Origin of the sequence: Pseudomonas sp. FG1, from assembly GCF_034313875.1 — a bacterium.
Classification (GTDB): Bacteria; Pseudomonadota; Gammaproteobacteria; order Pseudomonadales; family Pseudomonadaceae; genus Aquipseudomonas; species Aquipseudomonas veronii.
Genome location: NZ_JAVIWP010000001.1, coordinates 2584607 through 2610361, shown reverse-complemented (window position 1 = coordinate 2610361; position 25755 = coordinate 2584607). Strand labels below are relative to the sequence as shown.

The 25755-nt window shown below is 60.2% G+C and carries 32 protein-coding genes; 9 read left to right on the top strand and 23 right to left on the bottom strand.

All coding sequences use genetic code 11. From position 1 onward, the window contains the following. The first annotated feature begins 75 nt into the window (after positions 1-75). Positions 76-1701: a glucan biosynthesis protein D gene (locus RGV59_RS11985; protein ID WP_026139759.1), complete on the top strand. Its 1626-nt coding sequence runs from the start codon at positions 76-78 to the stop codon at positions 1699-1701. A gap of 59 nt (positions 1702-1760) precedes the next feature. On the opposite strand, the gene RGV59_RS11980 is transcribed toward RGV59_RS11985, so the two are convergent. From RGV59_RS11980 to RGV59_RS11970, 3 genes are all read right to left on the bottom strand, one after another. Continuing rightward, positions 1761-1946 (bottom strand): hypothetical protein, encoded by a 186-nt coding sequence (locus RGV59_RS11980; RefSeq protein WP_017844677.1) that lies wholly within the window; start codon positions 1944-1946, stop codon positions 1761-1763. Positions 1947-2217: 271 nt separating this feature from the next. After that, entirely contained in the window at positions 2218-3324 is a 1107-nt protein-coding gene (locus RGV59_RS11975; protein ID WP_017844676.1) for an NADH:flavin oxidoreductase/NADH oxidase, read from the bottom strand. A 225-nt stretch (positions 3325-3549) separates the two neighbouring features. Further along, entirely contained in the window at positions 3550-5451 is a 1902-nt protein-coding gene (locus RGV59_RS11970) for a potassium transporter Kup (protein WP_126586098.1), read from the bottom strand. Positions 5452-5763: 312 nt separating this feature from the next. Between RGV59_RS11970 and rimO the strand changes: the two genes are divergently transcribed. The 5 genes from rimO to tsaA all read left to right on the top strand — a co-directional run bounded on the left by rimO (position 5764) and on the right by tsaA (position 9704). Next, the gene (gene rimO, locus RGV59_RS11965) at positions 5764-7104 is read left to right on the top strand and encodes a 30S ribosomal protein S12 methylthiotransferase RimO (RefSeq protein ID WP_126586100.1); all 1341 of its coding nucleotides are present in this window, start codon (positions 5764-5766) and stop codon (positions 7102-7104) included. Between the two features lie 115 nt (positions 7105-7219). Next, entirely contained in the window at positions 7220-7693 is a 474-nt protein-coding gene (locus RGV59_RS11960) for a GNAT family N-acetyltransferase (protein ID WP_126586102.1), read from the top strand. Between the two features lie 71 nt (positions 7694-7764). Next, the gene (locus tag RGV59_RS11955; protein WP_126586104.1) at positions 7765-8475 is read left to right on the top strand and encodes an rRNA pseudouridine synthase; all 711 of its coding nucleotides are present in this window, start codon (positions 7765-7767) and stop codon (positions 8473-8475) included. Between the two features lie 68 nt (positions 8476-8543). Further along, on the top strand, positions 8544-9005 hold the full coding sequence (locus RGV59_RS11950) for a DUF1456 family protein (RefSeq protein ID WP_017844671.1): 462 nt from the start codon (positions 8544-8546) through the stop codon (positions 9003-9005). A 3-nt stretch (positions 9006-9008) separates the two neighbouring features. Continuing rightward, positions 9009-9704 carry a tRNA (N6-threonylcarbamoyladenosine(37)-N6)-methyltransferase TrmO gene (gene tsaA, locus RGV59_RS11945; RefSeq protein WP_046384504.1) on the top strand — a complete coding sequence of 232 codons (696 nt, stop codon included), beginning with the start codon at positions 9009-9011 and terminating at the stop codon, positions 9702-9704. 116 nt (positions 9705-9820) lie between these two features. On the opposite strand, the gene fpr is transcribed toward tsaA, so the two are convergent. After that, on the bottom strand, positions 9821-10600 hold the full coding sequence (gene fpr / locus RGV59_RS11940; protein WP_017844669.1) for a ferredoxin-NADP reductase: 780 nt from the start codon (positions 10598-10600) through the stop codon (positions 9821-9823). 125 nt (positions 10601-10725) lie between these two features. Here fpr and RGV59_RS11935 point away from each other — a divergent pair, with 125 nt between their 5' ends. Then, positions 10726-11652, top strand: coding sequence for a LysR family transcriptional regulator (locus RGV59_RS11935; RefSeq protein ID WP_017844668.1), 927 nt, complete (start codon positions 10726-10728; stop codon positions 11650-11652). A gap of 3 nt (positions 11653-11655) precedes the next feature. Here the strand turns inward: RGV59_RS11935 and RGV59_RS11930 are convergent, their stop codons facing one another. From RGV59_RS11930 to RGV59_RS11920, 3 genes are all read right to left on the bottom strand, one after another. Continuing rightward, positions 11656-12018, bottom strand: a complete 363-nt coding sequence (locus RGV59_RS11930) for a diacylglycerol kinase (RefSeq protein WP_017844667.1) — start codon at positions 12016-12018, stop codon at positions 11656-11658. A 75-nt stretch (positions 12019-12093) separates the two neighbouring features. Further along, positions 12094-12744, bottom strand: coding sequence for a response regulator transcription factor ErdR (gene erdR / locus RGV59_RS11925; protein ID WP_102617357.1), 651 nt, complete (start codon positions 12742-12744; stop codon positions 12094-12096). 252 nt (positions 12745-12996) lie between these two features. Further along, on the bottom strand, positions 12997-13716 hold the full coding sequence (locus RGV59_RS11920; RefSeq protein WP_026139758.1) for a tRNA-uridine aminocarboxypropyltransferase: 720 nt from the start codon (positions 13714-13716) through the stop codon (positions 12997-12999). Positions 13717-13914: 198 nt separating this feature from the next. Here RGV59_RS11920 and RGV59_RS11915 point away from each other — a divergent pair, with 198 nt between their 5' ends. Both RGV59_RS11915 and RGV59_RS11910 read left to right on the top strand, forming a co-directional pair. Continuing rightward, positions 13915-14355 (top strand): PA3611 family quorum-sensing-regulated virulence factor, encoded by a 441-nt coding sequence (locus RGV59_RS11915; RefSeq protein ID WP_017844664.1) that lies wholly within the window; start codon positions 13915-13917, stop codon positions 14353-14355. A 379-nt stretch (positions 14356-14734) separates the two neighbouring features. Further along, a complete protein-coding gene (locus RGV59_RS11910; RefSeq protein WP_104903823.1) occupies positions 14735-15847 on the top strand; it encodes a TIGR00730 family Rossman fold protein in 1113 nt (370 codons plus the stop codon). A 60-nt stretch (positions 15848-15907) separates the two neighbouring features. On the opposite strand, the gene recX is transcribed toward RGV59_RS11910, so the two are convergent. The 16 genes from recX to RGV59_RS11830 form a co-directional block, all read right to left on the bottom strand. Continuing rightward, complete coding sequence (gene recX / locus RGV59_RS11905) at positions 15908-16375, bottom strand: recombination regulator RecX (protein WP_017844662.1); 468 nt, start codon at positions 16373-16375, stop codon at positions 15908-15910. Between the two features lie 8 nt (positions 16376-16383). Beyond that, positions 16384-17442, bottom strand: a complete 1059-nt coding sequence (gene recA / locus RGV59_RS11900; protein WP_017844661.1) for a recombinase RecA — start codon at positions 17440-17442, stop codon at positions 16384-16386. Between the two features lie 83 nt (positions 17443-17525). Further along, the gene (locus tag RGV59_RS11895) at positions 17526-18026 is read right to left on the bottom strand and encodes a CinA family protein (RefSeq protein WP_017844660.1); all 501 of its coding nucleotides are present in this window, start codon (positions 18024-18026) and stop codon (positions 17526-17528) included. Positions 18027-18107: 81 nt separating this feature from the next. Further along, positions 18108-18608, bottom strand: a complete 501-nt coding sequence (locus RGV59_RS11890; protein WP_126586106.1) for a lysis system i-spanin subunit Rz — start codon at positions 18606-18608, stop codon at positions 18108-18110. Then, positions 18596-19153 (bottom strand): glycoside hydrolase family 19 protein, encoded by a 558-nt coding sequence (locus RGV59_RS11885; protein ID WP_126586108.1) that lies wholly within the window; start codon positions 19151-19153, stop codon positions 18596-18598. The genes RGV59_RS11890 and RGV59_RS11885 overlap by 13 nt, the downstream gene beginning before the upstream one ends. Positions 19154-19175: 22 nt before the next feature. Then, positions 19176-20186, bottom strand: a complete 1011-nt coding sequence (locus RGV59_RS11880) for a contractile injection system protein, VgrG/Pvc8 family (protein ID WP_126586110.1) — start codon at positions 20184-20186, stop codon at positions 19176-19178. A gap of 12 nt (positions 20187-20198) precedes the next feature. Then, entirely contained in the window at positions 20199-20411 is a 213-nt protein-coding gene (locus RGV59_RS11875) for a tail protein X (RefSeq protein ID WP_046484907.1), read from the bottom strand. Continuing rightward, on the bottom strand, positions 20404-20787 hold the full coding sequence (locus RGV59_RS11870; RefSeq protein ID WP_102617353.1) for a phage tail protein: 384 nt from the start codon (positions 20785-20787) through the stop codon (positions 20404-20406). Before RGV59_RS11870 ends, RGV59_RS11875 begins: the two co-directional genes overlap by 8 nt. Continuing rightward, positions 20787-21989, bottom strand: coding sequence for a hypothetical protein (locus RGV59_RS11865; protein ID WP_126586112.1), 1203 nt, complete (start codon positions 21987-21989; stop codon positions 20787-20789). Before RGV59_RS11865 ends, RGV59_RS11870 begins: the two co-directional genes overlap by 1 nt. A 5-nt stretch (positions 21990-21994) precedes the next feature. Next, complete coding sequence (locus RGV59_RS11860) at positions 21995-22120, bottom strand: hypothetical protein (RefSeq protein WP_260473885.1); 126 nt, start codon at positions 22118-22120, stop codon at positions 21995-21997. After that, positions 22117-22689: a phage tail assembly protein gene (locus RGV59_RS11855; RefSeq protein ID WP_046384528.1), complete on the bottom strand. Its 573-nt coding sequence runs from the start codon at positions 22687-22689 to the stop codon at positions 22117-22119. The genes RGV59_RS11860 and RGV59_RS11855 overlap by 4 nt, the downstream gene beginning before the upstream one ends. A gap of 51 nt (positions 22690-22740) precedes the next feature. After that, entirely contained in the window at positions 22741-23247 is a 507-nt protein-coding gene (locus RGV59_RS11850) for a phage major tail tube protein (RefSeq protein ID WP_017844651.1), read from the bottom strand. Then, positions 23247-24413: a tail protein gene (locus RGV59_RS11845; protein ID WP_017844650.1), complete on the bottom strand. Its 1167-nt coding sequence runs from the start codon at positions 24411-24413 to the stop codon at positions 23247-23249. Before RGV59_RS11845 ends, RGV59_RS11850 begins: the two co-directional genes overlap by 1 nt. 2 nt (positions 24414-24415) lie before the next feature. Then, positions 24416-24589 (bottom strand): hypothetical protein, encoded by a 174-nt coding sequence (locus RGV59_RS11840; RefSeq protein ID WP_185833594.1) that lies wholly within the window; start codon positions 24587-24589, stop codon positions 24416-24418. Positions 24590-24679: 90 nt separating this feature from the next. Further along, entirely contained in the window at positions 24680-24949 is a 270-nt protein-coding gene (locus RGV59_RS11835; protein ID WP_057005811.1) for a hypothetical protein, read from the bottom strand. Positions 24950-24957: 8 nt separating this feature from the next. Further along, positions 24958-25674, bottom strand: coding sequence for a hypothetical protein (locus tag RGV59_RS11830; RefSeq protein WP_126586115.1), 717 nt, complete (start codon positions 25672-25674; stop codon positions 24958-24960). Positions 25675-25755: the final 81 nt, after the last annotated feature.

Below are 25755 nucleotides of genomic sequence, written 5' to 3'. Positions count from 1 at the left end.
GCATGTCCGAACCGTTATCTTTGATCCAGCACGCGCCAGGGCCGGCGCGGGATTTGCTCACGACAGGTTGTCTCTATGCACCGCAGGAATTTGCTTAAAGCGTCCATGGCCATTGCGGCTTACACCGGTTTATCAGCCAGCGGCCTGTTGGCTGCGCAAGCCTGGGCCGGGAACCGCGCCGCCGACGGCAAGGCCGTGGCGTTCGATTTCGAAACGCTAAAGACCCAGGCCAGGCAACTCGCCGGGACCGCGTATAAAGACACCAAACAGGTGCTGCCGCCCACCCTGGCGACCATGACCCCGCAAAATTTCAACGCCATCGGCTACGACGGCAAACACTCGCTGTGGAAGGAAGTGAACGGCCAGTTGGACGTGCAGTTTTTCCACGTCGGCATGGGCTTCAAGACGCCCGTTCGCATGCACGCCGTCGACCCCACGACCCGTGAGGCCCGCGAAGTGCATTTCCGCCCTTCGCTGTTCAACTATGAAAAAACCACGGTCGACACCCAACAACTGACCGGCGACCTGGGTTTCTCCGGCTTCAAGCTGTTCAAGGCGCCGGAACTGGATCGCCATGACGTGCTGTCGTTTCTCGGCGCCAGTTACTTCCGCGCGGTGGATTCCACGGGGCAATATGGCCTTTCCGCACGCGGCCTGGCGATCGATACCTACGCGAAAAAGCGCGAGGAATTCCCCGACTTCACGCAGTTCTGGTTCGAAACCCCGGATAAAAATGCCACGCGCTTTGTGGTCTACGCCCTGCTCGACTCGCCGAGCGCCACCGGCGCCTACCGTTTCGATATCGACTGCCAGGCCAACCAGGTGGTCATGGCAATCGACGCCCATATCAATGCGCGCACCGCCATCGAACAACTGGGCATCGCGCCGATGACCAGCATGTTCAGCTGCGGCACCCACGAGCGGCGCATGTGCGACACCATCCACCCGCAGATCCACGACTCGGACCGCCTGGCGATGTGGCGCGGCAACGGCGAGTGGATCTGCCGCCCGCTGAACAACCCGGCCAAGCTGCAATTCAATGCGTTCGCCGACACCGACCCGAAAGGCTTCGGCCTGGTGCAGACCGACCATGAATTCGCCAGCTACCAGGACACCGTCGACTGGTACAGCAAGCGCCCAAGCCTGTGGGTCGAACCGACCACCGCGTGGGGCGAAGGCTCGATCGACCTGCTGGAGATCCCGACCACCGGCGAGACCCTGGACAATATCGTAGCCTTCTGGACCCCGAAAAAACCCGTGGCCGCCGGTGACTCGCTCAACTATGGCTACAAGTTGTACTGGAGCGCCCTGCCACCGGTGAGCACGCCGTTGGCGCAAGTCGACGCCACGCGTTCAGGCATGGGCGGCTTCACCGAAGGCTGGGCACCGGGCGAACATTACCCGCCAGTCTGGGCGCGGCGGTTTGCCGTGGACTTCAAGGGCGGCGGCCTGGATCGCCTGGCAGCCGGCACCGGGATCGAGCCGGTGGTGACCTGTTCCCACGGCGAGGTGAAAGACTTCAGCGTGCTGGTGCTCGACAGCATCAAGGGCTATCGCATCCTCTTCGACTGGTACCCGACCAGCGACAGCGTGGAGCCAGTGGAACTGCGCCTGTTTATCCGCACGCAGGACCGCACCTTGAGTGAAACCTGGTTGTATCAGTACTTCCCGCCGGCACCGGAGCAGCGTAAATACACCTGACACCGTGACCGACCATGTGAGAGCGGGCTTGCCCGCCCCCACATGGGGTAACCGCCCGCTCAGAACCGCGACACACTCTTCATCGCCCCAATCAAATAGCGCATCGCCACCTGATCGTTCTCGGTCAGGGCGCGATACTGCGCGAGCAATTCAGCTTCATCGGAACTCAACCTTCGGGCACGCAAGGACACCCTGCGGGTCAGAAAAGACGCCACCACACCCGCTACACCATAGGACTTGGCCATGGACTGTTTCTCCTGATATCGATCAAAAACTCCGTGTGCCCATTACCCGCCTGCCGTGAAGCGCAATGCCTCGGTAGACAAACCGACTGACTCCCTGGGCCAGAAATCAGGCGTACTCTAAGCGTAGAAACAATCTCATGACGTGTGGGATTTTTTTAGAGTATTCACTTAAATAATTGGGTCAGGAATAAATACCTACAGCCCTATCCCACAGCGCCTGGCAATAAAAACCCACCGGATAAGGGTGGGTTTTGTTGGAACCTAAGAAGGCTCAATCCCTGAGATCAGACTCATGAATCGGCTGCTCCCGATGGGTCGCCCGCTGGTACTGGGCCGGCCAGGTCGCCTTGCGCCCGCCCAGGTCATCGTCGGCATGCAATGGCCAATACGGGTCACGCAGCAGCTCGCGGGCGAGGAAGATGATGTCGGCCTGACAGGTACGCAGGATGTGTTCGGCCTGGGCCGGCTCGGTAATCATGCCCACGGTGCCGGTGGCGATGCCCGACTCTTTGCGCACACGCTCGGCAAACCGCGTCTGGTAGCCGGGGCCGATGGGGATCTCGGCGTTGGCGGCGGTGCCGCCGGAGGACACGTCGATCAGGTCGACTCCCAAAGCTTTCAGGCGACGTGCCAGTTCCACGGTTTCATCAGGGTTCCAGCCGTCCTCCACCCAATCGGTGGCTGACACCCGCACAAACAGCGGCAGGTCTTGCGGCCAGACTTCGCGTACCGCTTCGGTGACTTGCAGCACCAGGCGGATACGGTTTTCAAAGGTGCCGCCGTACTGGTCCTGACGCTGATTGCTGATGGGCGAGAGGAATTGATGCAGCAGGTAACCGTGAGCGGCGTGGATCTCCACCACTTTGAAACCGGCGGTCAACGCGCGCTTGGCGGCGGCGACGAAGTCGGCGATCACTTGCTCGATCTGCGCCTCGTCCAGCGACCTGGGCTGCGTGTGGTTCGGGTCAAAGGCAATCGGCGAGGGCCCCACCGGCACCCAGCCGCCGTCTTGCGGCTTGAGGCTGCCGTGTTTGCCGATCCACGGCCGATGGGTACTGGCCTTGCGCCCGGCGTGAGCCAGTTGAATCCCGGCCACGGCGCCCTGGGCAGTGATAAAGCGCGTGATGCGTTGCAGCGGGGCGATCTGTGCGTCGTTCCACAGGCCCAGGTCTTCGGCGGTGATACGGCCCTCGGCGGTCACGGCGGTGGCTTCGGTGAAAATCAGCCCCGCCCCGCCGACAGCGCGGCTGCCGAGGTGGACCAGGTGCCAGTCGTTGGCCAGGCCATCGACGCTGGAGTACTGGCACATCGGCGACACGGCAATGCGATTGAGCAGGGTCAATTGGCGCAGGGTATACGGTTCGAGCAACTGACTCATGGCGCACCTCTTCTTGGCTTTTTGGGCACTTCTGTAGGAGCGAGCTTGCTCGCGAAAGCCTCATGGGCACCGCGTTTATCCAGGATCGACGCGTTACCGTTAAGGTTTTTCGCGGGCAAGCCCGCTCCTACACAACAGTGCTTAGAGCCTAGTCGACAACGAGGGATTGCACAGGGTTCAGAAGACAAAGCGGGAGCCGATTGCCGGCTCCCGTCCAACAACCGCTTACATTTCGACCTGGGTACCCAGCTCGATCACCCGGTTGACCGGGAGTTTGAAGAACCGCAGGTTGCCGTTGGCGTTCTTCAACATGAACGCAAACAAGCCTTCGCGCCAGCGGGCCATGCCTTTGATGCGCGAGGCGATGACCGTTTCGCGGCTGAGGAAGTACGTGGTACGCATCGGGCTGAAATCCAGATCATCCAGGTGGCACAGCTTCAGCGCTTCGGGCACGTCCGGCTCATCGGTGAAACCGAAGTGCAGGATCACGCGGAAGAACCCTTCGCCGTAGGCATCCACCTCGAAGCGCCGTGCGGCGGGAACGCGGGGAATGTCTTCGTAGACCACCGTCAGCAACACCACTTGCTCGTGCAACACCTGGTTATGCAGCAGGTTATGCAACAGCGCATGGGGCACCGCGTCGGGCCGCGCGGTGAGGAACACGGCGGTGCCCTGCACGCGATGGGGCGGCTGCACGCGGATACTGCTGATAAAGATCGGCAGCGGCAGGCCGCCCTCGTCGAGGCGGTCCATCAGCAGTTCCTTGCCGCGTTTCCACGTCGTCATCAGGATAAACAGCACAATCCCCGCCAATACCGGGAATGCACCGCCCTGGACGATTTTCGGCACGTTGGCGGCGAAGAACAGCCCGTCGACCAACAGGAAACCGATCAGTACCGGAATCGCCAACACCGGTGGCCATTTCCACAGCAACAGCATCACTGCCGACACCAGGATGCTGGTGATCAGCATGGTGCCGGTCACCGCCACGCCGTAGGCCGAAGCCAGCGCGTTGGACGACTCGAAACCCAGCACCAGCAGGATCACCCCGACCATCAGCGACCAATTCACCGCGCCGATGTAGATCTGGCCCTGTTCGGCGCTGGACGTATGCTGAATGTGCATGCGCGGGATGTAACCCAGTTGGATCGCCTGACGGGTCAAGGAGAACGCGCCGGAAATCACCGCCTGGGACGCAATCACCGTGGCCAGGGTAGACAACACCACCAACGGAATCAGCGCCCAGCTCGGTGCGAGCAGGTAGAACGGGTTACGCGCCGCTTCGGGGTTTTCCAGCAGCAACGCACCTTGGCCGAAATAGTTGAGCACCAGCGCCGGCAGCACCAGGGCGAACCAGGCACGCGCAATGGGTTTGCGCCCGAAGTGGCCCATGTCGGCGTACAGCGCTTCGGCACCGGTCAATGCCAGCACCACGGCGCCGAGAATCGCCACACCCATGCCTGGGTGGACTATGAAGAAACGCACACCCCACACCGGGTTCAATGCGCTGAGCACTTCCGGATGCTGGCTGATGCCATGCACGCCCAGGCCCGCCAGCACCAGGAACCACAACACCATGACCGGCCCGAACAGCTTGCCGATACGGTCGGTGCCATGTTTCTGGATCAGGAACAGCCCCACCAGCACCACCAGCGACAGCGGTACGACCCAGCGTTCAAGCCCTTCGAAGGCCAGTTCCAGGCCTTCTACCGCCGAGAGCACCGAGATTGCCGGGGTGATCATGCTGTCGCCGTAAAACAGCGCCGCGCCGATCAACCCGAGAATCACCAGCACCGAGCGCAGCTTCGGATACGGCGACGCCGCTCGCCGCGCCAACGCGGTGAGGGCCATGATCCCGCCCTCGCCCTGGTTGTCGGCGCGCAGGATGAACAACACGTACTTGATCGAAACAACCCAGATCAGCGACCAGAAGATCAGCGCCAGGATCCCGAAGACTCCGTCCTGGTTGACCTGAACCCCATAACCTCCACCGAACACCTCTTTAAGGGTATAGAGCGGGCTGGTCCCGATATCGCCATAAACCACCCCGACCGCTGCCACCAGCATGCCAATCGGCTTGGCATTGGAATGCTCGGCACCCGCTGCCTGACTACTTGCCTGACCCATCAACCACTCCTGCCCTATACCTGAGGTCTCTTATAAACAACGCATCTAAGCGGACCTTAGCATGCGCTGTTTTACTTCTCGTAACAGACGTTTTGTTGACCCAAGGATTTCACCCGTTCGCAACGGCGCGAAGCATAGCGCAGCACTCGTCGTATTTCCCTGCATAAAGCTGGTCAAGTGCGTTGCCCGTCGCTAGAATTGCGCACTTTTTGATCAGAGGCACAAAAGCATGCTCTTTTACGAGCGCGCCAAGTGCCCGTCTACCGCCTTGTCGTGCCCGACTGGCGGCGTCATTCAATACCGAGGTTAGACATGTCCACCACCATCGCAAAAGCCAACCCCAAGGTCGGCTTTGTTTCCCTGGGCTGCCCGAAGGCTCTGGTCGACTCCGAACGCATCCTGACGCAACTGCGCATGGAAGGTTATGACGTCGTGTCCACTTACCAGGACGCGGACGTGGTGGTGGTCAACACCTGTGGCTTCATCGACTCGGCCAAGGCGGAATCCCTGGAAGTGATCGGCGAGGCCATCAAGGAAAACGGCAAGGTCATCGTCACCGGCTGTATGGGTGTGGAAGAAGGCAATATCCGCAACGTACACCCGAGCGTGCTGGCCGTGACCGGCCCGCAGCAGTACGAGCAGGTGGTCAACGCCGTGCATCAAGTGGTGCCGCCGCGTCAGGACCACAACCCGCTGATCGACCTGGTGCCGCCGCAAGGCATCAAGCTGACCCCGCGCCACTACGCGTACCTGAAGATTTCCGAAGGTTGCAACCACAGTTGCAGCTTCTGCATCATCCCGTCGATGCGCGGCAAGCTGGTCAGCCGCCCGGTGGGCGATGTGCTGGACGAAGCCCAGCGCCTGGTCAAATCCGGCGTGAAAGAACTGCTGGTGATCTCCCAGGACACCAGCGCCTACGGCGTCGACGTGAAATACCGCACCGGCTTCTGGAACGGCGCGCCGGTGAAAACCCGCATGACCGAGCTGTGCGAAGCCCTCAGCAGCCTGGGCGTGTGGGTGCGCCTGCATTACGTGTACCCGTACCCGCACGTGGACGAGTTGATCCCGTTGATGGCCGCCGGCAAGATCCTGCCGTACCTGGACATCCCGTTCCAGCACGCCAGCCCGAAAGTGCTCAAGGCCATGAAACGCCCGGCCTTCGAAGACAAGACCCTGGCGCGCATCAAGAACTGGCGCGAGATCTGCCCGGAACTGATCATCCGTTCGACCTTCATCGTCGGCTTCCCGGGCGAAACCGAAGAAGACTTCCAGTACCTGCTCGACTGGCTGACCGAAGCCCAGTTGGACCGCGTCGGCTGCTTCCAGTACTCGCCGGTCGAAGGCGCCCCGGCCAACCTGCTGGACCTGCCCGTAGTACCGGATGACGTCAAGCAGGACCGTTGGGAGCGCTTCATGGCGCACCAGCAGGCGATCAGCTCGGCGCGCCTGCAACTGCGCATCGGCAAGGAAATCGAAGTGCTGATCGACGAAGTCGACGAGCAAGGCGCCGTAGGCCGCTGCTTCTTCGACGCTCCGGAAATCGACGGTAACGTATTTATCGACGACGCCAGCGGTTTGAAACCCGGCGACAAGGTCTGGTGTACGGTAACCGATGCCGACGAATACGACCTGTGGGCCGAAAAGCGCGACTGATCGCATCAGGCGCGGATAAAAAAGTGAAAAAGCCCTGCTTCTGGACAAGATGCGGGGCTTTTTTGGGTCTATCGTTTTGCCCATCGACACCGAACATCCACAAAGGGCAGCGGGCATGCGTCAGCATTCGGTTATCCACACCCCAAAAACCAGCGACTACGCCGAGTTGGCGCGGATCTGGGAGGCGTCGGTGCGCGCCACCCACGACTTTCTGCCGGACAGCTACATCACGCTGCTGAAAAACCTGGTGCTGACCCGCTACCTCGATGCGGTGATGCTGATCTGCACCAAGGACACGCGCCAGCGCATCACCGGGTTCGCCGGGGTGGCCGCGGGCAAGGTCGAGATGCTGTTCATCGACCCGCAGCACCGTGGCCAGGGCCTCGGCCGGCAATTGCTGCGTTACGCGATCGAGCGCATGAACGCCGATGAGCTGGACGTCAACGAACAGAACCCGCAGGCGCTGGGCTTTTACTTCAAGCAAGGCTTCGAAGTCATCGGCCGCACGGAGCATGATGGCCTGGGGCAGCCTTATCCGCTGCTGCACATGCGTTTGCGCCAGGTGCAGCAAGAGGCGCGTCAGGGCTAAATGAAATGGGGCCGGGATTAACCGCGCCCACACAGGTACAATAGCGGCCCCCTTTTGCTACGGCCCTTGTCATGACTGACCCCATACGCCTCTCCAAACGCCTTATCGAACTGGTCGGTTGCTCCCGTCGGGAGGCTGAGCTGTTTATCGAAGGCGGCTGGGTCTCGGTGGACGGTGAAGTGATCGACGAGCCACAGTTCAAGGTCACCACCCAGAAGGTCGAACTGGACCCCGAGGCCAAGGCCACCGCGCCAGAGCCGGTGACCATCCTGCTGCACGCGCCGGTGGGCGTGGATGCCGAGACGGCAATGGCGTCGATCAGCGCCGAAACGCTGTCGGAAGAACACCGCTTCAGCAAGCGCCCGCTCAAGGGCCACTTCCTGCGCCTGACCGCCAGCGCTGACCTGCAAGCCAAGGCCAGCGGCCTGCTGGTGTTCACCCAGGATTGGAAGATTCTGCGCAAACTGACCGCCGATGCCGCCAAGATCGAGCAGGAATACGTGGTGGAGGTCGACGGTGACATGGTTGCTCACGGCCTGAACCGCCTCAACCATGGCCTGACCTACAAAGGCAAAGAGCTGCCGGCGGTGAAAGCCAGCTGGCAGAACGAAAACCGCCTGCGCTTTGCGATGAAAAACCCGCAACCGGGGGTGATCGCCTTGTTCTGCGAAGCTGTCGGCTTGAAAGTCATCGCCATCCGTCGTATCCGCATCGGCGGCGTGTCCATCGGCAAGGTGCCGGTCGGCCAATGGCGTTACCTGTCCGGCAAAGAGAAGTTCTGAGCCACTCCCCCTTTTTCGACACCGCCTGCGTGGGCGGTGTCCACCGTTGAAAACCAGGATTGCCCACCATGATTCACAACGACGTACTGCGCAGCGTGCGCTACATGCTCGACATCAGCGACAACAAGATGGTCGAGCTGATCAAACTCGGCGGCATGGACGTGACCAAGGAAGACCTGCTGACTTACCTCAAGAAAGACGAGGAAGAAGGCTTTGTGTTCTGCCCGGACGAGGTCATGGCGCACTTCCTTGACGGCCTGGTGATTTTCAAGCGCGGCAAGGACGACAGCCGTCCGCCGCAACCGATCGAAACCCCGGTGACCAACAACATCATCCTCAAGAAGCTGCGCGTGGCCTTCGAACTGAAGGAAGACGACATGCACGCCATCCTCAAGGCTGCCGAGTTCCCGGTGTCCAAGCCTGAGCTGAGCGCGCTGTTCCGCAAGTTCGGCCACACCAATTACCGCACCTGCGGCGACCAGTTGCTGCGCAACTTCCTCAAGGGCCTGACCCTGCGGGTTCGCGCGTAAGCCATGAGTTACCAGGTCTCGCCCGTCGGCTTCGTGCGCTCCTGCTTCAAGGAGAAGTTCGCCATCCCGCGCCAACCGCAACTGGCGCCTGCCGCCCGCGGCGTGCTGGAGCTGGTCGCGCCGTTCGACCACGGCGAGGCGGTGCAGGGCCTGGAGCAGGTCAGCCATGTGTGGCTGCTGTTTCTGTTCCACCAGGCCCTGGAAGACAAACCCCGCCTGAAAGTGCGCCCGCCCCGTCTGGGCGGCAATAAGTCCATGGGCGTGTTTGCCACCCGTGCGACCCATCGGCCCAACGGGATTGGCCAGTCGGTGGTGAAGCTGGACAAGGTCGAACCGGGCCGGTTGTGGATCTCCGGGATCGATCTGCTCGATGGCACGCCGGTGCTGGATATCAAGCCGTATGTGCCGTATGCCGACATTGTCGACAACGCCACCAACGGCATCGCCAATGGCACGCCGCCACTGATTCCCGTGCAGTGGCTGAAGACGGCTCTGCACCAGGCGCAAGGCCACGCTCAGCGCCTTGCTGAACCGCTGGTGGCGTTGATCGAACAGTGTTTGGCGCAAGACCCGCGGCCGGCCTATCAAACGCCCGGGCCCGAGCGGGAATATGGCGCGCAGTTCTGGGACGTGGATGTGCGCTGGCACTATCCCGAGGCGGGCGTCATCTGTGTGCTGGAAGTGATTGCAGCTAAATAAACCAAAAACCAATGTGGGAGGGAGCTTGCTCCCGATAGCGGCGGGTCAGTCACCGGATGCATTGACTGACACTCAGCAATCGGGAGCAAGCCCCTCCCACATTTTTTTGACCGCGCTTACTTCTCGACGAAGGCGCGTTCGATCAGGTAGTCACCCGGTTCACGCATGCGTGGCGAAACTTTCAGGCCGAAGCTGTTCAACACTTCGCTGGTCTCGTCCAACATGCTTGGGCTGCCGCACAGCATGGCGCGGTCGTCCTGGGGGTTGATCGGTGGCAGGCCGATATCGCGGAACAGCTTGCCACTGCGCATCAGGTCGGTCAGACGGCCTTGGTTTTCGAACGGTTCGCGGGTCACGGTGGGGTAGTAGATCAACTTTTCACGCAGGGCTTCGCCGAAGAATTCATTCTGCGGCAGGTGCTTGGTGATGAATTCGCGGTAGGCGACTTCGTTGACGTAACGCACGCCGTGGCACAGGATCACTTTTTCGAAACGCTCGTAGGTTTCCGGGTCCTGGATCACGCTCATAAATGGCGCAAGGCCGGTACCGGTGCTGAGCAGGTACAGGTGTTTACCCGGTTTCAAATCGTCAAGCACCAGGGTGCCTGTCGGTTTTTTGCTGATGATGATCTCGTCGCCTTCCTTCAGATGCTGCAACTGGGAAGTCAGCGGGCCATCAGGCACCTTGATGCTGAAGAACTCCAGATGCTCTTCCCAGTTCGGGCTGGCAATCGAATAAGCGCGCATGAGCGGGCGGCCGTTGGGTTGTTGCAGGCCGATCATCACGAACTGACCGTTCTCGAAGCGCAAGCCCGGATCGCGGGTGCACTTGAAGCTGAACAGAGTGTCGTTCCAGTGATGAACACTGAGGACACGCTCGTGGTTCATGTTGCTCATGTACGGGGGACTCCTGGAGATGGGTCTGCGCCAAAATGATAAGTGCGCAATTGCACAGCATTCTAATGGCGGCGACAATATCTGTTAACTGGATTATTAAGATAAGGGTTATCGGTTATATCGATATGCGATTTACTCTCCGTCAACTGCAAGTCTTCGTCGCCGTCGCCCAGCAGGAAAGCGTCTCACGCGCTGCTGGCCTTCTGGCCTTATCTCAATCCGCCGCCAGCACCTCAATCACCGAGCTGGAGCGTCAATCCAGCTGCCAGTTATTCGACCGGGCGGGTAAACGCCTGAGCCTCAACGCCCTCGGCCGTCAGCTGTTGCCCCAGGCGGTAGCCCTGCTGGACCAGGCCAAGGAGATCGAAGACCTGCTCAACGGCAAGTCTGGCTTCGGTTCACTGGCCGTCGGCGCCACGCTGACCATCGGCAATTACCTGGCCACGCTGCTGATCGGCAGCTTCATGCAGCAGCACCCCGAGAGCCAGGTGAAGCTGCACGTGCAGAACACTGCACATATCGTGCACCAGGTTGCGCATTATGAAATTGACTTGGGTCTAATCGAAGGCGACTGCAGCCACCCAGATATCGAAGTGCAGACCTGGGTGGAAGATGAGCTGGTGGTATTTTGCGCGCCTCAGCATCACCTGGCCCAGCGCGGCGTAGCGACCATGGAGGAATTGACCCATGAAGCGTGGATCCTGCGCGAACAGGGCTCGGGCACGCGCCTGACCTTTGATCAGGCCATGCGCCATCATCGCAGCGTGCTGAACATTCGCCTCGAGCTGGAACACACCGAGGCGATCAAGCGTGCAGTGGAGTCGGGGCTGGGGATTGGCTGCATTTCCCGGCTGGCGCTGCGCGATGCCTTCCGCCGCGGCAGCCTGGTGCCGGTAGAAACCCCGGACCTGGACCTGGCCCGGCAGTTCTACTTCATCTGGCACAAGCAGAAGTACCAGACCTCGGCGATGCGCGAGTTTCTCGAGCTGTGCCGCGCCTTCACCGCCGGGGTTCAGCGCAGCGACGAAATCGTACTGCCGAACATTGCCTGAGGCTTAGATCAGGATCACGGCCCACACCACGGTGATCATGGTCAGTGCCACGAATTGCGCGGCGCTGCCCATGTCCTTGGCGTTTTTCGACAGTGGGTGACGGTCCAGGGAAATGCGGTCGATGGCCGCTTCCACGGCCGAGTTGAGCAACTCGACGATCAACGCAAGCAGGCACACCGCAATCAACAGCGCCCGTTCGACGCGGCTGACATGCAGGAAAAAACTCAGCGGGATCAGGATGACGTTCAGCAACACCAACTGACGGAACGCCGCCTCACCGGTGAAGGCTGCGCGCAGGCCATCCAGGGAATAGCCCCCTGCGTTGAAGATACGTTTGATACCGGTTTGACCCTTGAAAGGCGACATAAATGTAGGCAACTGAACCAAAGAAGTGGGAAAACTAGATCACGCGAAGTCAAAAAAGCGTGAATCGACAATAGCTTAATGCTGCGAAATTGACTCAAGTTGTTGCAAGAGCAACGCCGCCTGGGTTCGCGTTCGCACCCCCAGCTTGCGAAAGATCGCGGTGACATGGGCCTTGATGGTCGCTTCCGACACGCTCAACTCGTAGGCGATCTGCTTGTTCAACAAGCCTTCGCAGACCATGGTGAGCACCCGGAACTGCTGGGGCGTCAAGCTGGCCAGGCCATCGCGGGCAGCCTTGGCTTCGTCGGACACGTTGATCTCTTCAAACGCTTGCGGCGGCCAGGACACATCGCCCTCCAGCACCGCGCGCACGGCTTTCTGGATCTCTCCCATAGAGCTCGACTTGGGAATGAAACCGCTGGCGCCAAACTCCTTGGAGCGCACCACTACATCGGCTTCTTCCTGGGCCGAGACCATCACCACGGGAATCTGCGGGTATTGCCCGCGCAACAGCACCAGCCCCGAAAACCCATAGGCGCCAGGCATGTTCAGGTCGAGCAGCACCAGGTCCCAGTCGGATTTTTCGGTGAGGCGGGTTTCCAGCTCGGCAATGCTGGCCACTTCAACCAGACGGACATCGGGGCCCAAGCCCAGCGTTACTGCCTGATGCAGCGCACTGCGAAACAGCGGGTGGTCATCAGCTATCAGGATTTCGTATGTGGCCATTGATTAAATGATCCTGTTTTTTATGGCAGCCCTGATGGGTTCAGGGTTCGCCAATACACAAGGTAACGGCCAGGCAGCCATCACCACAGGGCATGCTCAACGTCAAAAGCACCTGAAACGACGTTGGAAATTCACGGTTGCGCCCTGATCGGCGCCCAGCATGCCCAGCGCAGCCTGGGTGGTCAAGCACTACGCCAATGGGCAGTTTAGCGGTTGTCGGATTTACGGTGCCATCATGCAAACGTCGTCTGGTTATACCGCCGGGATGTAGGGCGCTAGACGAGTATGGACGATATCCGTCGAGTCCAGCGGTAACTGGAACTTGGCGGCCAGATAATGGGTGCTGAACACATCAAGGTAAGCGTCCAGCACTTCGCTGGCCGCGCCGTCGTCGGCCAGTTCCAGGCACAGCGCGGCAACTTCAGCGGTGCAGAAATGATCATCCCGCTTGGAACGACGCAGTTTGTAGCGCGACAACTGCTCGGGGGCCAGGCTGAGGACCGGCAAATGCTCCAAATAGGGACTTTTGCGGAACATCTTGCGCGCTTCGCTCCACGTGCCGTCCAGCAGGATAAACAGCGGGCGCTTGCCCTCCCCCACCTTGACCTCACTGACAACCCGTTCCGGCGCGACGAATTCGCCGGGGAACACGATGTAGGGTTGCCACTGCGGGTCAGCCAGCAAAGTGAGCAGCCCGGGGTCGACCTCGGTGCGTGACCAGGCGAACGCGCTGGTGTCGTCAATCACATCGGCGATCAGCCAGCCGGTGTTGCTGGGCTTCATCGGTTCGACGTCGTGCATCAACAGGCACATCGCAGACCGGGCCTGGACCTTGGGCCGCCAGGCACACAAGCAATACGCGGGGATCACCCGGCAGCCGGGGCAGCGCTCGGCACGCGAACCCCGATTGACGAAAGGCCTGATGGCGCGCGCCAGGCGCTGGGTACGCAGACGAGAGACGGCGTGGCTCATCGGATGCGCCGCACGGAAAGGAAAATCGACACTGGGGGAACTCGAGGAAGGCTTAAGTGGCCGCAGTTTACCAGAGCCACACGCACTTCCCAGCAATACGCCTGGCTGTACCGGCCAGGGCTCACCTATAATTGCGCGCCACTGAACGCACAGCCCAGTGGCTGGTCTATGCACCAGTAACCGAATCAGGAGAGTTTCATGCTGCGTTCCATGCTGCGTCTTGTCGCCCCATCCGTCGCCCTCGCGCTGGTCTTGCCTGTTGGCGCCCAGGCGGCCTCGCTGCTGGAGGCCCAAATGAACAAGAAGCTGCAAAGCGTCGCGGCTGAAAGCAACAAAGACCTGCCCCGGGAAATCGATGAAAAAACCCTGGAAGTGGCCTACACCGTTGAAGGCATGCAGTTGATCGATCACCTCAGCGTGCAGCCTGATCGTGCCGAACAGATGCGTGCCAACCCCAAGGCGGTGTATTTCCAGCTCGGACAAAGCGTGTGCCTGAACCACGGCTACCGCGAGCTGATGGCCAAGGGCGCGGTGATGCGCTACGAGATCACCGAAAACAAGACCAACCGCCCGGTGGCTTCGGTGAAATTCGTCGAAGCAGACTGCCCGGCACCGACTGCGGCGAAGAAGAAAAAGTAACTCGCGCATGCCCCCCGCGCGCTGCTGTCCAGTGGCGCGCAATTCCCTCGTTTGTGTTTGCCGCCGAACGCTGCACGCTGTGACGTGAGACCAATAAGCGGTTGCCAGCCAAGGGTTTTTCGGCCCATGATCGTCTCATTCCCACAACCCGCTCAGCCCAGTTCCCATGCTGTTCTGTAACATTTTCAGGGCAAAACAGAGTTGTCCTCCTGCCATGTGCAGTGCAAAGGTTTTTAAATCACAAGGAACATACAGAGTCGCGCTTTGCCGCTTGGCGAACACTGTGCAATGCCATGGGCATGCAGCGACACATGCAGTGTCGTGGCCACGGACGAATATTTCGCCGCCCGCCCAGGCTCTGTGAAGAAGGAGAAGTTGAATGCCTTACGAACCGAATGACCGCCTGCTCCAGCATTTTGAAGCAAACGGGGTCGACCTCACGCAGCAGGTCGAAGCTCAACTCCAGTTGATCGCACCCAACAGCCCGAATATCCCCCTTTATCGCGACATGATCCTCACCGCGCTACGCATGGCACAGGACGACCGCAGCCGCTGGAACGCCAAAATCACCTTGCAAGCCATCCGCGAACTGGACCACGCCTTCCGCGTGCTGGAACAGTTCAAGGGGCGGCGCAAAGTCACGGTATTCGGCTCGGCGCGCACGCCGGTGGAAAGCCCGATCTATGCCCTGGCCCGGGAAGTGGGCGCGGCACTGGCGCGCTCCGATCTGATGGTGATCACCGGCGGCGGCGGCGGGATCATGGCCGCCGCCCACGAAGGTGCCGGCCTGGAGCACAGCCTGGGCTTCAACATTACTCTGCCGTTCGAACAGCATGCCAACCCGACCATCGACGGTACCGAGAACCTGCTGTCGTTCCACTTCTTCTTTACGCGCAAGCTGTTCTTCGTCAAGGAGGCCGATGCGCTGGTGTTGTGCCCCGGCGGTTTCGGCACCCTGGATGAAGCGCTTGAAGTGTTGACGTTGATCCAGACCGGCAAGAGCCCACTGGTGCCGGTGGTGTTACTCGATGCACCAGGTGGTGGCTTCTGGCAAGGCGCCCTGGACTTTATCCGCAGCCAGTTGGAAGCCAATCGCTATGTGCTGCCTACCGACCTGAAGCTGATGCGCCTGGTGTACAGCGCTGAAGACGCGGTGGACGAGATCAACCAGTTCTATGCCAACTTCCACTCTACCCGCTGGCTGAAGCGTGAGTTTGTGATACGCATGAATCATCCGCTCAGTGAGCGGGCGCTGGCTCAGGTGCAAAAAGAGTTCGCCAGCCTGCGACTGAGTGGAGACTTTCAGCAGCTCGCCTACACCGGAGAAGAGCACGATGAGCCGCAGTTCAGTCATCTGACGCGACTGGTGTTCAACTTCAACGGGCGTGATCAGGGCCGGTTGCGGGAGTTGGTGGACTACATCAACTTGCCGGAGAACTGGGCGCAGGCTCAGGGCAAGACACAACAACGGGTGGCGCCGGAGCCGGCGTGATTTTTGAGCAAAAAAAAAGGCCCGCTATTTTCATAGCGGGCCTTTTATTTTTTGCGTTGTTCAGTCGTCCATGTCCCGACCGCTGAACAACCGATTGATCATTTCCATCGAAAACCCGCGATAACTCAGGAAGCGCCCTTGTTTGGCGCGTTCCCTGGCATCAATCGGAAGATGCCCAGAGAACTTGCGACGCCAGGTATCTTCCAGCTGTGACTGCCAACTGATCCCGCACTCGCGCAGGGCGAGGTCGATGTCGGCGCGTTGCAGGCCACGCTGGCTCAGCTCTTCACGAATTCGCGCCGGGCCGTAGCCGGAGCGCGCTCGGTAGGACACAAAACTTTCGAGGTAACGGGCTTCCGACAACAACCCTTCTTCCGTCAACCGGTCGAGGGCCGTGTCGATCATCTCGGCGGACGCACCGCGCTGACGCAGTTTACGCGTCAGTTCGACTCGACCATGCTCGCGACGCGCGAGCAGGTCCATCGCAGTGCGCCGAACGGCGACGAGTGTATCCAGCACAACGGTCATCGTTTGCTTCAGACGTCAGTGTCGACTTCTTCCATTTCGTCAACCGGCGCACGGTTGGCTGCAGCTTTCACGTCCGGCGCGGGGGTCAGCAGCTTGTCGCGGATCTGCTTCTCAAGCGCGGCGGCGACATCCGGGTTGTCCGCCAGGAACTTGGCCGAGTTGGCCTTGCCCTGACCGATCTTGCTGCCGTTGTAGGCATACCAGGCACCGGATTTCTCGACGAAACCGTGCAACACGCCCAGGTCGATCATCTCGCCGTTCAGGTAGATACCCTTGCCGTAGAGAATCTGGAACTCAGCCTGACGGAATGGCGGGGCCACTTTGTTCTTAACGACTTTGACGCGGGTTTCGCTACCGACAACCTCGTCACCTTCCTTCACCGCGCCGGTACGGCGGATATCCAGACGGACCGACGCGTAGAACTTCAGCGCGTTACCACCGGTGGTGGTTTCCGGGCTGCCGAACATGACGCCGATCTTCATCCGGATCTGGTTGATGAAGATCACCAGGCAGTTGGCGTTCTTGATGTTACCGGTGATTTTACGCAGCGCCTGGGACATCAGACGGGCCTGCAGGCCGACGTGCATGTCGCCCATTTCGCCTTCGATTTCAGCTTTTGGCACCAGGGCCGCCACGGAGTCGACCACGATCACGTCGATGGCGTTGGAGCGCACCAGCATGTCGGTGATTTCCAGGGCTTGCTCACCAGTGTCCGGCTGGGAAACCAGCAGGTCGTCAACATTCACGCCCAGCTTGCCGGCGTATTCAGGGTCCAGGGCGTGCTCGGCGTCGACGAACGCGCAGGTCGCGCCCATCTTTTGCGCCTGGGCAATCACCGACAGCGTCAGGGTGGTTTTACCGGAAGATTCAGGACCGTAGATTTCAACGATACGGCCTTTTGGCAGGCCGCCAATGCCGAGCGCGATGTCCAGACCCAGAGAGCCAGTGGAAATAGCCGGGATCGCCTGACGGTCGTGATCGCCCATACGCATTACGGCACCCTTGCCGAATTGACGTTCGATCTGACCCAGGGCCGCAGCCAAGGCTTTCTTCTTGTTCTCGTCCATTAAAGTCCTCACGTAATCAATAAGGCCTGACGGCCAACACCTGTATAAGTAGACAGTATTGTTCCACAAAGATCGGAGATCGCCTACCCCTGATTTTCTATTTCTGCTGCAGCTCGTCGCAACAAGCCCTCTAGCGCGGCCTTTACCGTTTGTCGCCGGACCTCATCGCGGTTGCCGGGGAAGTGCTGGCGCTCGGCCGTGACCTCGTCACCCACGCCGAACGCCAGCCATACCGTGCCCACCGGTTTTTCCGGCGAGCCGCCATCGGGCCCGGCCACGCCGCTGACCGCTACGGCAAAGCGCGCCAGGCTTTTTTCCTGGGCGCCCCTGACCATGGCCTCCACCACCTCGCGGCTGACCGCCCCCACTTTGCCGAACAGTGCCTCCGGCACATCCAACTGCCGAGTTTTCTGCCGGTTGGAATAGGTGACATATCCCGCCTCGAACCACGCCGAACTCCCCGGTATGCGCGTGATGGCTTCGGCGATGCCGCCGCCGGTACAGGACTCGGCGGTGGTGACGTGGGCATTGAGCACCTGTAGACGTCGACCCAGTTCAGCGGCCAGTTGGGTGATTTCTTTCACGGAGGTCTCCTGGAATGAGCGGGCATTGGCCTACCCTACATGAGCCCATCGGCCATGCAAGTTGCAGCGTGCATCAAGACACTAACGCACGATGGCCCGCACATACGCCTGACAGGCGCGCAAGGCGATCACGGCGTTATCCGCGTCGTCGGTGATGGCGATAATTCGCTGAGCATGCGCCGGGTCAAGTCGGGCTCGCGGGGCTGCATGAACCACGCCGCCGGCGGCGGTGGTGGCAGGCATTGCGCAACCACTGGCGCTGTCGCTGGCGTCGAGAAGGACTGACAACCGCACATCAGCAGTGGCCAGGCGATCGCGCAGAGCGGCCTGATGACGTTGTGCATCGCTCAACTCCCGAGCATGTTGTTGGTCGATGGCGCTGAGTTGTTGCTCAAGCGCCAGCCGTTTGTCCTGCTGCGCCTGTTGCTGGCGCAAAGCTACCTGGCTTTGCTGGCTGAGCGCCTGCGCCTGGGCCGCCGATTGCGCCTCAAGCTGCGCGCCATAACGCCAGGCTTGCACCTGCCACACGAGCGCGCTCAACAGGCACGCGCCGATCAGACGCCAGGCCGCTAGGAAACGCATAGCACCGCCTTCGCACGCGTCCACAAGCGCAAACGCTCCTCCAGGCCGTTGAGACCGCCGTTGATGCGTCGGGTGATGGTGGTGAACTGGTCGTTGTCCGCCAGTTCGTTCAGGCCGTTGCTGTGCCAGAACCAGGCGACGGATTCGGCGGCCCATTGCGGCTGCTCCAACAGTTCCGGTTGCAGGAGCAGGCGCTCATCGCCAAACAGCGCTTGGCTGCAGATTAAATAGTTACGACGCCCGGTGACCTGAATCAGCCCCCTGCCCCGGTACTTCTGGCCGTCGCCATCCGCGTCGGCGGTGTTACCCAGGCGAACGGCCAGGGGGCCGGTGTCGTATTTGCTCAGGTATTGATCGCTGCCAAGTTCGCGGACGTAGCGCAATTCGCCGGATTCATGGCCGATCTGGGCGAGGCAGGCGGCGAGGCGTTTCGGATTGTCGATCGCGTAGCGAGCGAATGCCGCATTTAACGGGGATAGAAAAATGCCCGCGCTGAGGCGAGCGCCCGGCATGATGTAAAGAAGCTGGGGCAGTGTTATCAGCATGGTGCCTACTCCGTAAAAGGTACTACGCCGACAACCCGCCGGCCGTGACCGAACTGCGATAGCCCGTCACCGGGTCGCCGACATGCGTCACCTTGGTGATCGACCAGCGCCCCTGCATGTAGGAAGGCCAGGTGTCATCCAACAGCAACAGCCCTTCGGCCGATAACAGCGGGTTCCCCGGACAATCGATCTGCAGCTTGAGGTCTTCACGGCCCACGCGGCGCAATTCACCCTCAGCCACCGCCCGCGCCTCGGCTTCGTTCTGGCAGCGCTGGCGCAAGGTCTTGAAGGGCGCAACCCCGACCTGAACCACCCGCTGCTTGCCCGCGGCGGCATCCCACCAGGTGACGCGGCTGCCCTGGTATTTGGCGCGCGAGGTTTCGTCGAGCTTGGCGGTGATGAATGCTTGATCGCCGGGGCGATTGTCCTCGGTAACCGACAGTTTCACGTCCGGCAGTTGCAGGCCGGAGAGTGACTTGACCTGCCCGGCCTCGGCGAGCACGTACAGTTCGTTGATCGGTTTGGTGACGGCGCCATAACGTTTGGCAAGGCGGGTGATGAACGCCATGTCGCTTTCATTGGATTGGTCGATGTGGGCAATCGCAATGCCCTCCAGCGCCGGTGCCACCCGCGGCGAATAGCCGTGGCGGCTGACCAGTTGGCGAAACAGCGCGCCCAGGGTGATCGGTCCATAACTGGCGGATCGACGCTGGCGGTAACCACTGGCATCGCCCGCGCTGAAGGGCGCCGCGGTGGCGACGATCAGCAAGCGCATGGGAAACAGCACCGGCGTGCGCTGGGTAATGACAAATTCGCCTTTTTCCACCAAGCCGGACTCTTGATAACCGACGCGCAAACCGATCTTGCCACTCAGACTGGGCAGGCCCTCCAGGCCCTCGATGTTGAGCGTCAGTTCAAGGCGGTCGGACTCAAGGCCCGCCGCGTCGGTATGGCTCCAGTGCATCAGACGTTGATTGAGCAGCGCCGCGTTGGCGCCATAGAACTCCACAATGGGCGTAAATCCCTGAGCCATGTAGCCTCCTTCTTAATCCCACGCCGAAACGAAGCGCAGCGCCGCCGGCCGCGAAGCCATTTCGGGCACGATCACCCACACGCCAGCCGGCAGCACCGGGCCGTATTCGGCAAGCGTGGGGTTCAAGCGCCAGAGGGTTTCTTCCGCGGCGTCATCGCAACGCCCCAGCTCGCGGTAGAGCAGCAGGTTGACCGAATCACCGGCAATACTTCGCACTCTACGCATTGATGAATTCCTCCAATTCAAGGCTCCAGGTCATGAGCATGGCGGTACCGTCATCGATCACGTTGCTTTGGGTTTCCATCACCGAATTGATCCGCCACAGGCCCCAGTTGCGGCCGATGCCATCCACCAGAGGCAGCGGCACGCGTTGATTTTGCAGGGCGCGCAACTCGTCCAGGCGTTGCATGCCCACGCCGTACATCGCCGTGCCGCTGAAGGTGAGTTTTTCCAGCTTCTGGCCGTTCTGCCGCGACTGCGGTTTGCTCGCGATAATCGCCAGGTCAGCCCAGCCGCCGTCGCTGTTACGGGTCAGCGAGGAATAGGCAAACCCACGGGCGAGCCCAAAAATAAAATCGCCCAGCACCATCTGTTGTCGCATCAATCACCTCCTGGATCGGCCAGTGCCGCATTGCGCCGAACCCCGAGGGTGTCGGAGAGCATCGGCAGGCATTGGAATTGCAGAGCCTGGATCACCTGATTGACCACCTGCTGGGCATCGGCGGGGTTGACGCCGGTGATCTGGATGCTGGGGGCCAGGGTGACTTGCACATTGTCCGTGCATGCGCTGTTGAGTTCCTTGCTGACGGCATTGGGTGCGGGCAGGCGGTCAGCGGGGCTGAACAGTTTGTCCCCAAGCCAAGCGCCCGCTTCACTGCCGAGCAAGCCGCCGATTGCGCCGCCTACAGCCGTGCCGATGCCAGGCAAAACCAGGGTGCCAATGGCCGCGCCGGCAGAGGCGCCGGCCCAGGCACCACCGGCCGTAGACAGGCCGGTGGTGACTGCTTTTGCGTCGCCATCGCGTATGCCCTGGATCACATTGATGGCGGTGTCGGCATACTTCAACGGGCCGAGGCCACGGGGGACGGGCAACTCCCGCCACCGCGTCGACTTGGCGGTCTTTTTCGCGGAAGTCTTTTTCCCGCCAGAACGCTCATAGCCAGGCGGCAAGATGATGCTCGGGGTAACGGCGCCACGAAGAGACTCGCCGCGGCAGCAGCAGTCCTTGTCGTTGTCCTTGTCCTTGTCCTTGTCTTTGTCTTTGTCTTTGTCTTTGTCTTTGTCGTCTTTAAGCCACTTGCCGGCTTTGGGAAACTTTTGCGCCAGTGCATCGATGGCCTTGCCCGAGACCCTGCTCTTGGCCGTATCCCACAAACTCGAGCCCACATCCTTGGCAATGGTCTTCGCCGCATCGGCCCCGAACTGCAGGCTTTTGTCGACCCAGGAGTCGGCGGCCGGCGGCGGCTCCCTGGGTTGACTGTTCTGCGCCTGCGAGGCGCTATCGACCGTCCTGAGCGCCAGTGAATCACTGGTAATGAATAATGTGCTGTTGAGCGTTTCCAACGTCTCGCGCAACCGCACTTGCTCAAGGGTCAAGGCGTTGATATCCAGGCTCACCGTGACCAGCGCCAGGCCGAGTTCCGACGATGGCTGCGGTTCGGCATCCAGGCTGGAAGGCCCGACAAAACTATCAGGAAGGGGGGTCAGCACACTGTTGAGTGTCGCCTCGTTGGACAGGGCCGCAAAGGTCATCCAGCGCTTGTCTTCTTCGGCGAGCCTGATCTCGTATTGAGTCTCTTGCATCCCGCTTACTCCTGTTTAACGCCAAGGCGATTGATCGCGATGTCGTAGCGGCGCAGTGCTTTTCCGGCGTCCCAGTCGAGGATTTCCGCTTCATTGACCGAGTAAATCAGCGGCACCACGTCGAGGATCACTTCGATGTCGCGCTCCGAAAGAAGTCCGCCGGTTTGTTTAAAAAATCATCGATGCGCTCCTGCAATTCCGTCCAGTCAGGCACGGTCAGGCCAGCCAGGTCGGGGATCATCAGGCCGGTGCAGTGGGCGGTGATGAACTCGGCGCGCTCTTTGTTGGTGGCGAGTTTTTTCATCACTTTGGTCGCGCGCAGGGCGGGCATTTCCAGGGGCAGCTCGGTCCAGGTGCGGCCGGCCGCGTCGAGGGGCAACAGCAAGTGGACGGGCTGGTCGTGGGTCGCAGCTTCGGGCGCTTGCAGGAAGAATGACGCCGGGCGCGTCGACATCTCATGTACGTATTGGGCGATGCTCACGTAGTCCGGGCGCTTGAGTTGGTCGAGCTCTTTTTCCGACAGGCCGGTGGCGAGTTTCGCCAGTTCGAAGAACTGGTCGTCCTCGTCATCACCGGCCCGGGCCAGCGCGTCTTTTTGCGCGGCGTAGTACAGCGGTTTGAGTTGCACCTGCTCGATCGTCGCGCCGGTGTCGGCGGTGATCGGGGCCAGCAGGAGGTGCAGCGGTGGCATCCAGGCCATGGGGCAATTCCTTGGTCAAGTATGGGGGCGAGCGAACCCGCCCCCGAGGGGTTACGGCATCAACACCGCGCGGCGGGCGTCGCCCAGAATATCGACGCCGTTGAGGACGAACTTCTGGGTACGCACGTCGATGTCGATCACCGAAATGCCGTTTTCCAGGCGGTTATAGGTGCGGCAGGACAACTCCAGCGTGGTGGTGGCCTTCTCGCCCATCTTCAGCTTTGCCTCCTCCAGGGATTTGAGCTTGCCGCCCACGGTGTGGTAGGTGAAGTAGGTCTTGCCGTCCTGGTCCTGGCCGGCTTCACGCACGTTCAGCAGAATGTCGTCCCCCATCCGCACGCCCAGGGCCAGCATGATTTCCGGGCCGGCGCCTTGCAGGATCAGCTTGGCGTTGAGCACTTTGCCGCTCTTGGCCATTTCCTCGGCAATGAAGCGCCCGCCGGACATGGACTCCATGTCGAACTCGATCTTCGGCGGGGTGAACTCTTCCACGGTCGCGGACAGCGGCAGGCCTTGGAGGGTGGCCGCAATGGCCTGTCTGACTCGGTTGGTAAACATTAGAGAACGTCCTCCAGGAACTGCTCGATGATTTCATCGCGGGCGTTGAGTTGATAAATCATGTGTTCATTGGGCGCATAGCGGCCGTAGTCGATGACGATGAACCAGGTGCCGTTCTTGTACTTCTCGACACTGTTCAACTCCGGGTGCAGGTACACACTGCCGCCGGGGATGGTTTCGTCGGCGACCAGGGTTTGCAGCCAATCGTTGATGCGCTTGACCTCCTGGTCCATGAAGGACTTGGTGAGGTTCTTGGCCATGGCCTTCTGGCCGGCCTTGACCAGCTTGCGGCTGATGGCGTCTTCCAGGCCGACGTAGCTGATGAACTTGCCGGTGATGGAGCGGTTACCCAGCAGCGAAAAACCGCCGAGGATGGTGCGGGCGTAGTAGCTCACGCCGTAGCGGTTGAGCAGGTCGCCTTCGGTGGACGTGTCGAGAATGTTGTACTCGACCACGCGGGAAACGTCCTCGGCGAAGGTCACCTGATTACCCGGGCTTTCCCACTGCTTGACCTTGGCCAGTGCAGCGATGGCCAGGGACGACGGCGAAAGAAACACATTCTTCTTCGCGGCCTTGGAGTACACCGACGGCATGTTGTGTACCAGCAGGCAGCGGTCGAAACCGAGATCGGCACCGCCCAGTTCGCCGCTGTAGGTCACCTGATCGGCAACAGAAGCGTCCTTGCCATCCAGCACCACACGGGCCTTGATGCGCTTGCCGAAGGCGGCGAACTCGCTCGCCACGGCCTTGGTGCCGGTGAAGCCTGGGGCGCCGATGATGGTCAGGTCTTCCGGCACACTGCTCAGGGCCGCCAGGCCAAGTTTGCGCCCGGTGACCGGTTCGTTACCGCCGATCACATGGTTGATCGTGTCAGCCGGGGTTGCGCCCTCCTCCACGATCACCACGTAGACCGGTACCTTGACCACTTTGAGGATCTGGTACACCGCCTGAAACAGCGTGCCCGCCTCACTGCCGGTAGGGTCCAGCAGCGCCTGGGTGGTGAAGCTGTTGATGCGGAACGGGGCGTTTTTCGGGATCGACGCGTGGGCATTCGGCGCGGTGCCGACCAGGCCGATGACGTTGTCGCCAAGGCCGCCCATGGCCTCGGGGGATTCGGTGGCATTGACGGTGATGCCGTTGTGCTCGAAGTTCAGAACTTCTGCCATGGTTATTCAGCCTCCTTGGGGGTGGTATTGAGGACGTTGGTCAGTTCCAAGCGGCCAGCGGTGCGCAGGGCGGATGCTTCGACGTCCAGCAGTTCCAGTTCCTGGCCGGCGGTGGACCAATGGCCGGCGCCGGTGGGGAATGGGATTAGGACGGTGTAGGTTTGGCGAGTGGGCATGTGTTGAATTCTCCGGGTGGAAAACACCAAAGCCCCTGCGGGAGGGGCTTTGGGGAGACGAAAAAAAACCGCTTTCGCGGCAACTGAATGTCATTCTTCTGTAAGCGGATATCGCTTTTTAATTTCGAGAACCTTCTCTCGCCAGATTCTTTCCTTTTCTTCGCTATTATCGTACTGATACTCGATATACAGAGGGTCAGACTCTAAGGCGTAAGCATTACGTCGCCCTTTAAGGCTTTTCTCACGGTTTAACTCACTCAGATCAGCGGCCTCCGGAAACATACCGACAGAATGCATTTCGACTAACTGTTCAATGTCGCCTTGCGCGATCACCTGCCCTTCAAAAAAAACTCTAGCCATACAACACCTCAAATAACGGGACGATCCAAGTAACCATCGACAGCAACCGGCATAGCAATGAGAACATCTGTACTCATACCAGGATTAACCTTAAAATTAATACAATGTGCCTTTTGGTAGCTAACAATTCCTCGAGGTGAGCTAACCCACTGCCAGCCCCCCTTGGAAAGATTATAAGGCGTTATTCCAGGCGAATAGTAGTTGCCACCACCGACGCCGGCCTCGACGATCGCTCCTGGGTTAGTAATATTCATAAAGCAACCGCCAGAATACAAACCTGCAAACGCCTGAACCAAAGAAGCCTGAACCCTTGCCCAAACAGCATTCACCGCATCTCCTTTGACACTCAAACGCAAGGCATTCAAATATACAAAACCGGTTGAGTTTGAAGTCCTCCCAAGCTTCTCTATTTCTGTCTGATGCGCCGTCAACGTTTCAAGTTTTGCTTGAACCAAGACAGCAGCTCCAGAAGGCAAGTTCATGTAATTCGCCGAAGAGAAAGCCCAACTATCAGGGATACCATCCGCATTTGCATCAGCAAAAAATGACGCATTTGGCAAAACATTTACTGCTGGATATTCAGAGCGCGACGACGTCTTAAACAGCCCAAATGAAGCTTGGGCCTCAGAAACTGCATTATCAATAACCGAAATTTTTGAGTTTACGGTATCCGTCAACTTATTTGCGGCTGCCACAAGACCTGCAATCGTAGTTTCCAAACTCATTTTAAATTCATCCTATTAGCCATCTAAATTCCACCTTTACACAAGCTCGGCTGACCCCAGAAAACTTCTCAAGCGAAATAC

Coding starts and splice junctions, on each gene's coding strand:
- RGV59_RS11960 (WP_126586102.1), top strand. CDS start 7,220: ATGCGTCAGCATTCGGTTATCCACACCCCAAAAACCAGCGACTACGCC.
- RGV59_RS11955 (WP_126586104.1), top strand. CDS start 7,765: ATGACTGACCCCATACGCCTCTCCAAACGCCTTATCGAACTGGTCGGT.
- fpr (WP_017844669.1), bottom strand. CDS start 10,600: ATGAGCAACATGAACCACGAGCGTGTCCTCAGTGTTCATCACTGGAAC.
- RGV59_RS11975 (WP_017844676.1), bottom strand. CDS start 3,324: ATGAGTCAGTTGCTCGAACCGTATACCCTGCGCCAATTGACCCTGCTC.
- RGV59_RS11985 (WP_026139759.1), top strand. CDS start 76: ATGCACCGCAGGAATTTGCTTAAAGCGTCCATGGCCATTGCGGCTTAC.
- recA (WP_017844661.1), bottom strand. CDS start 17,442: ATGGACGAGAACAAGAAGAAAGCCTTGGCTGCGGCCCTGGGTCAGATC.
- RGV59_RS11855 (WP_046384528.1), bottom strand. CDS start 22,689: ATGGCCTGGATGCCACCGCTGCACCTCCTGCTGGCCCCGATCACCGCC.
- RGV59_RS11885 (WP_126586108.1), bottom strand. CDS start 19,153: ATGCTGATAACACTGCCCCAGCTTCTTTACATCATGCCGGGCGCTCGC.
- RGV59_RS11845 (WP_017844650.1), bottom strand. CDS start 24,413: ATGGCAGAAGTTCTGAACTTCGAGCACAACGGCATCACCGTCAATGCC.
- RGV59_RS11835 (WP_057005811.1), bottom strand. CDS start 24,949: ATGGCTAGAGTTTTTTTTGAAGGGCAGGTGATCGCGCAAGGCGACATT.
- RGV59_RS11930 (WP_017844667.1), bottom strand. CDS start 12,018: ATGTCGCCTTTCAAGGGTCAAACCGGTATCAAACGTATCTTCAACGCA.
- RGV59_RS11840 (WP_185833594.1), bottom strand. CDS start 24,589: ATGCCCACTCGCCAAACCTACACCGTCCTAATCCCATTCCCCACCGGC.
- RGV59_RS11935 (WP_017844668.1), top strand. CDS start 10,726: ATGCGATTTACTCTCCGTCAACTGCAAGTCTTCGTCGCCGTCGCCCAG.
- recX (WP_017844662.1), bottom strand. CDS start 16,375: ATGACCGTTGTGCTGGATACACTCGTCGCCGTTCGGCGCACTGCGATG.
- tsaA (WP_046384504.1), top strand. CDS start 9,009: ATGAGTTACCAGGTCTCGCCCGTCGGCTTCGTGCGCTCCTGCTTCAAG.
- RGV59_RS11970 (WP_126586098.1), bottom strand. CDS start 5,451: ATGGGTCAGGCAAGTAGTCAGGCAGCGGGTGCCGAGCATTCCAATGCC.
- RGV59_RS11850 (WP_017844651.1), bottom strand. CDS start 23,247: ATGTTTACCAACCGAGTCAGACAGGCCATTGCGGCCACCCTCCAAGGC.
- RGV59_RS11890 (WP_126586106.1), bottom strand. CDS start 18,608: ATGCGTTTCCTAGCGGCCTGGCGTCTGATCGGCGCGTGCCTGTTGAGC.
- rimO (WP_126586100.1), top strand. CDS start 5,764: ATGTCCACCACCATCGCAAAAGCCAACCCCAAGGTCGGCTTTGTTTCC.
- RGV59_RS11915 (WP_017844664.1), top strand. CDS start 13,915: ATGCTGCGTTCCATGCTGCGTCTTGTCGCCCCATCCGTCGCCCTCGCG.
- RGV59_RS11875 (WP_046484907.1), bottom strand. CDS start 20,411: ATGCGTAGAGTGCGAAGTATTGCCGGTGATTCGGTCAACCTGCTGCTC.
- RGV59_RS11950 (WP_017844671.1), top strand. CDS start 8,544: ATGATTCACAACGACGTACTGCGCAGCGTGCGCTACATGCTCGACATC.
- RGV59_RS11880 (WP_126586110.1), bottom strand. CDS start 20,186: ATGGCTCAGGGATTTACGCCCATTGTGGAGTTCTATGGCGCCAACGCG.
- RGV59_RS11980 (WP_017844677.1), bottom strand. CDS start 1,946: ATGGCCAAGTCCTATGGTGTAGCGGGTGTGGTGGCGTCTTTTCTGACC.
- RGV59_RS11830 (WP_126586115.1), bottom strand. CDS start 25,674: ATGAGTTTGGAAACTACGATTGCAGGTCTTGTGGCAGCCGCAAATAAG.
- RGV59_RS11910 (WP_104903823.1), top strand. CDS start 14,735: ATGCCTTACGAACCGAATGACCGCCTGCTCCAGCATTTTGAAGCAAAC.
- RGV59_RS11865 (WP_126586112.1), bottom strand. CDS start 21,989: ATGCAAGAGACTCAATACGAGATCAGGCTCGCCGAAGAAGACAAGCGC.
- RGV59_RS11920 (WP_026139758.1), bottom strand. CDS start 13,716: ATGAGCCACGCCGTCTCTCGTCTGCGTACCCAGCGCCTGGCGCGCGCC.
- erdR (WP_102617357.1), bottom strand. CDS start 12,744: ATGGCCACATACGAAATCCTGATAGCTGATGACCACCCGCTGTTTCGC.
- RGV59_RS11870 (WP_102617353.1), bottom strand. CDS start 20,787: ATGCGACAACAGATGGTGCTGGGCGATTTTATTTTTGGGCTCGCCCGT.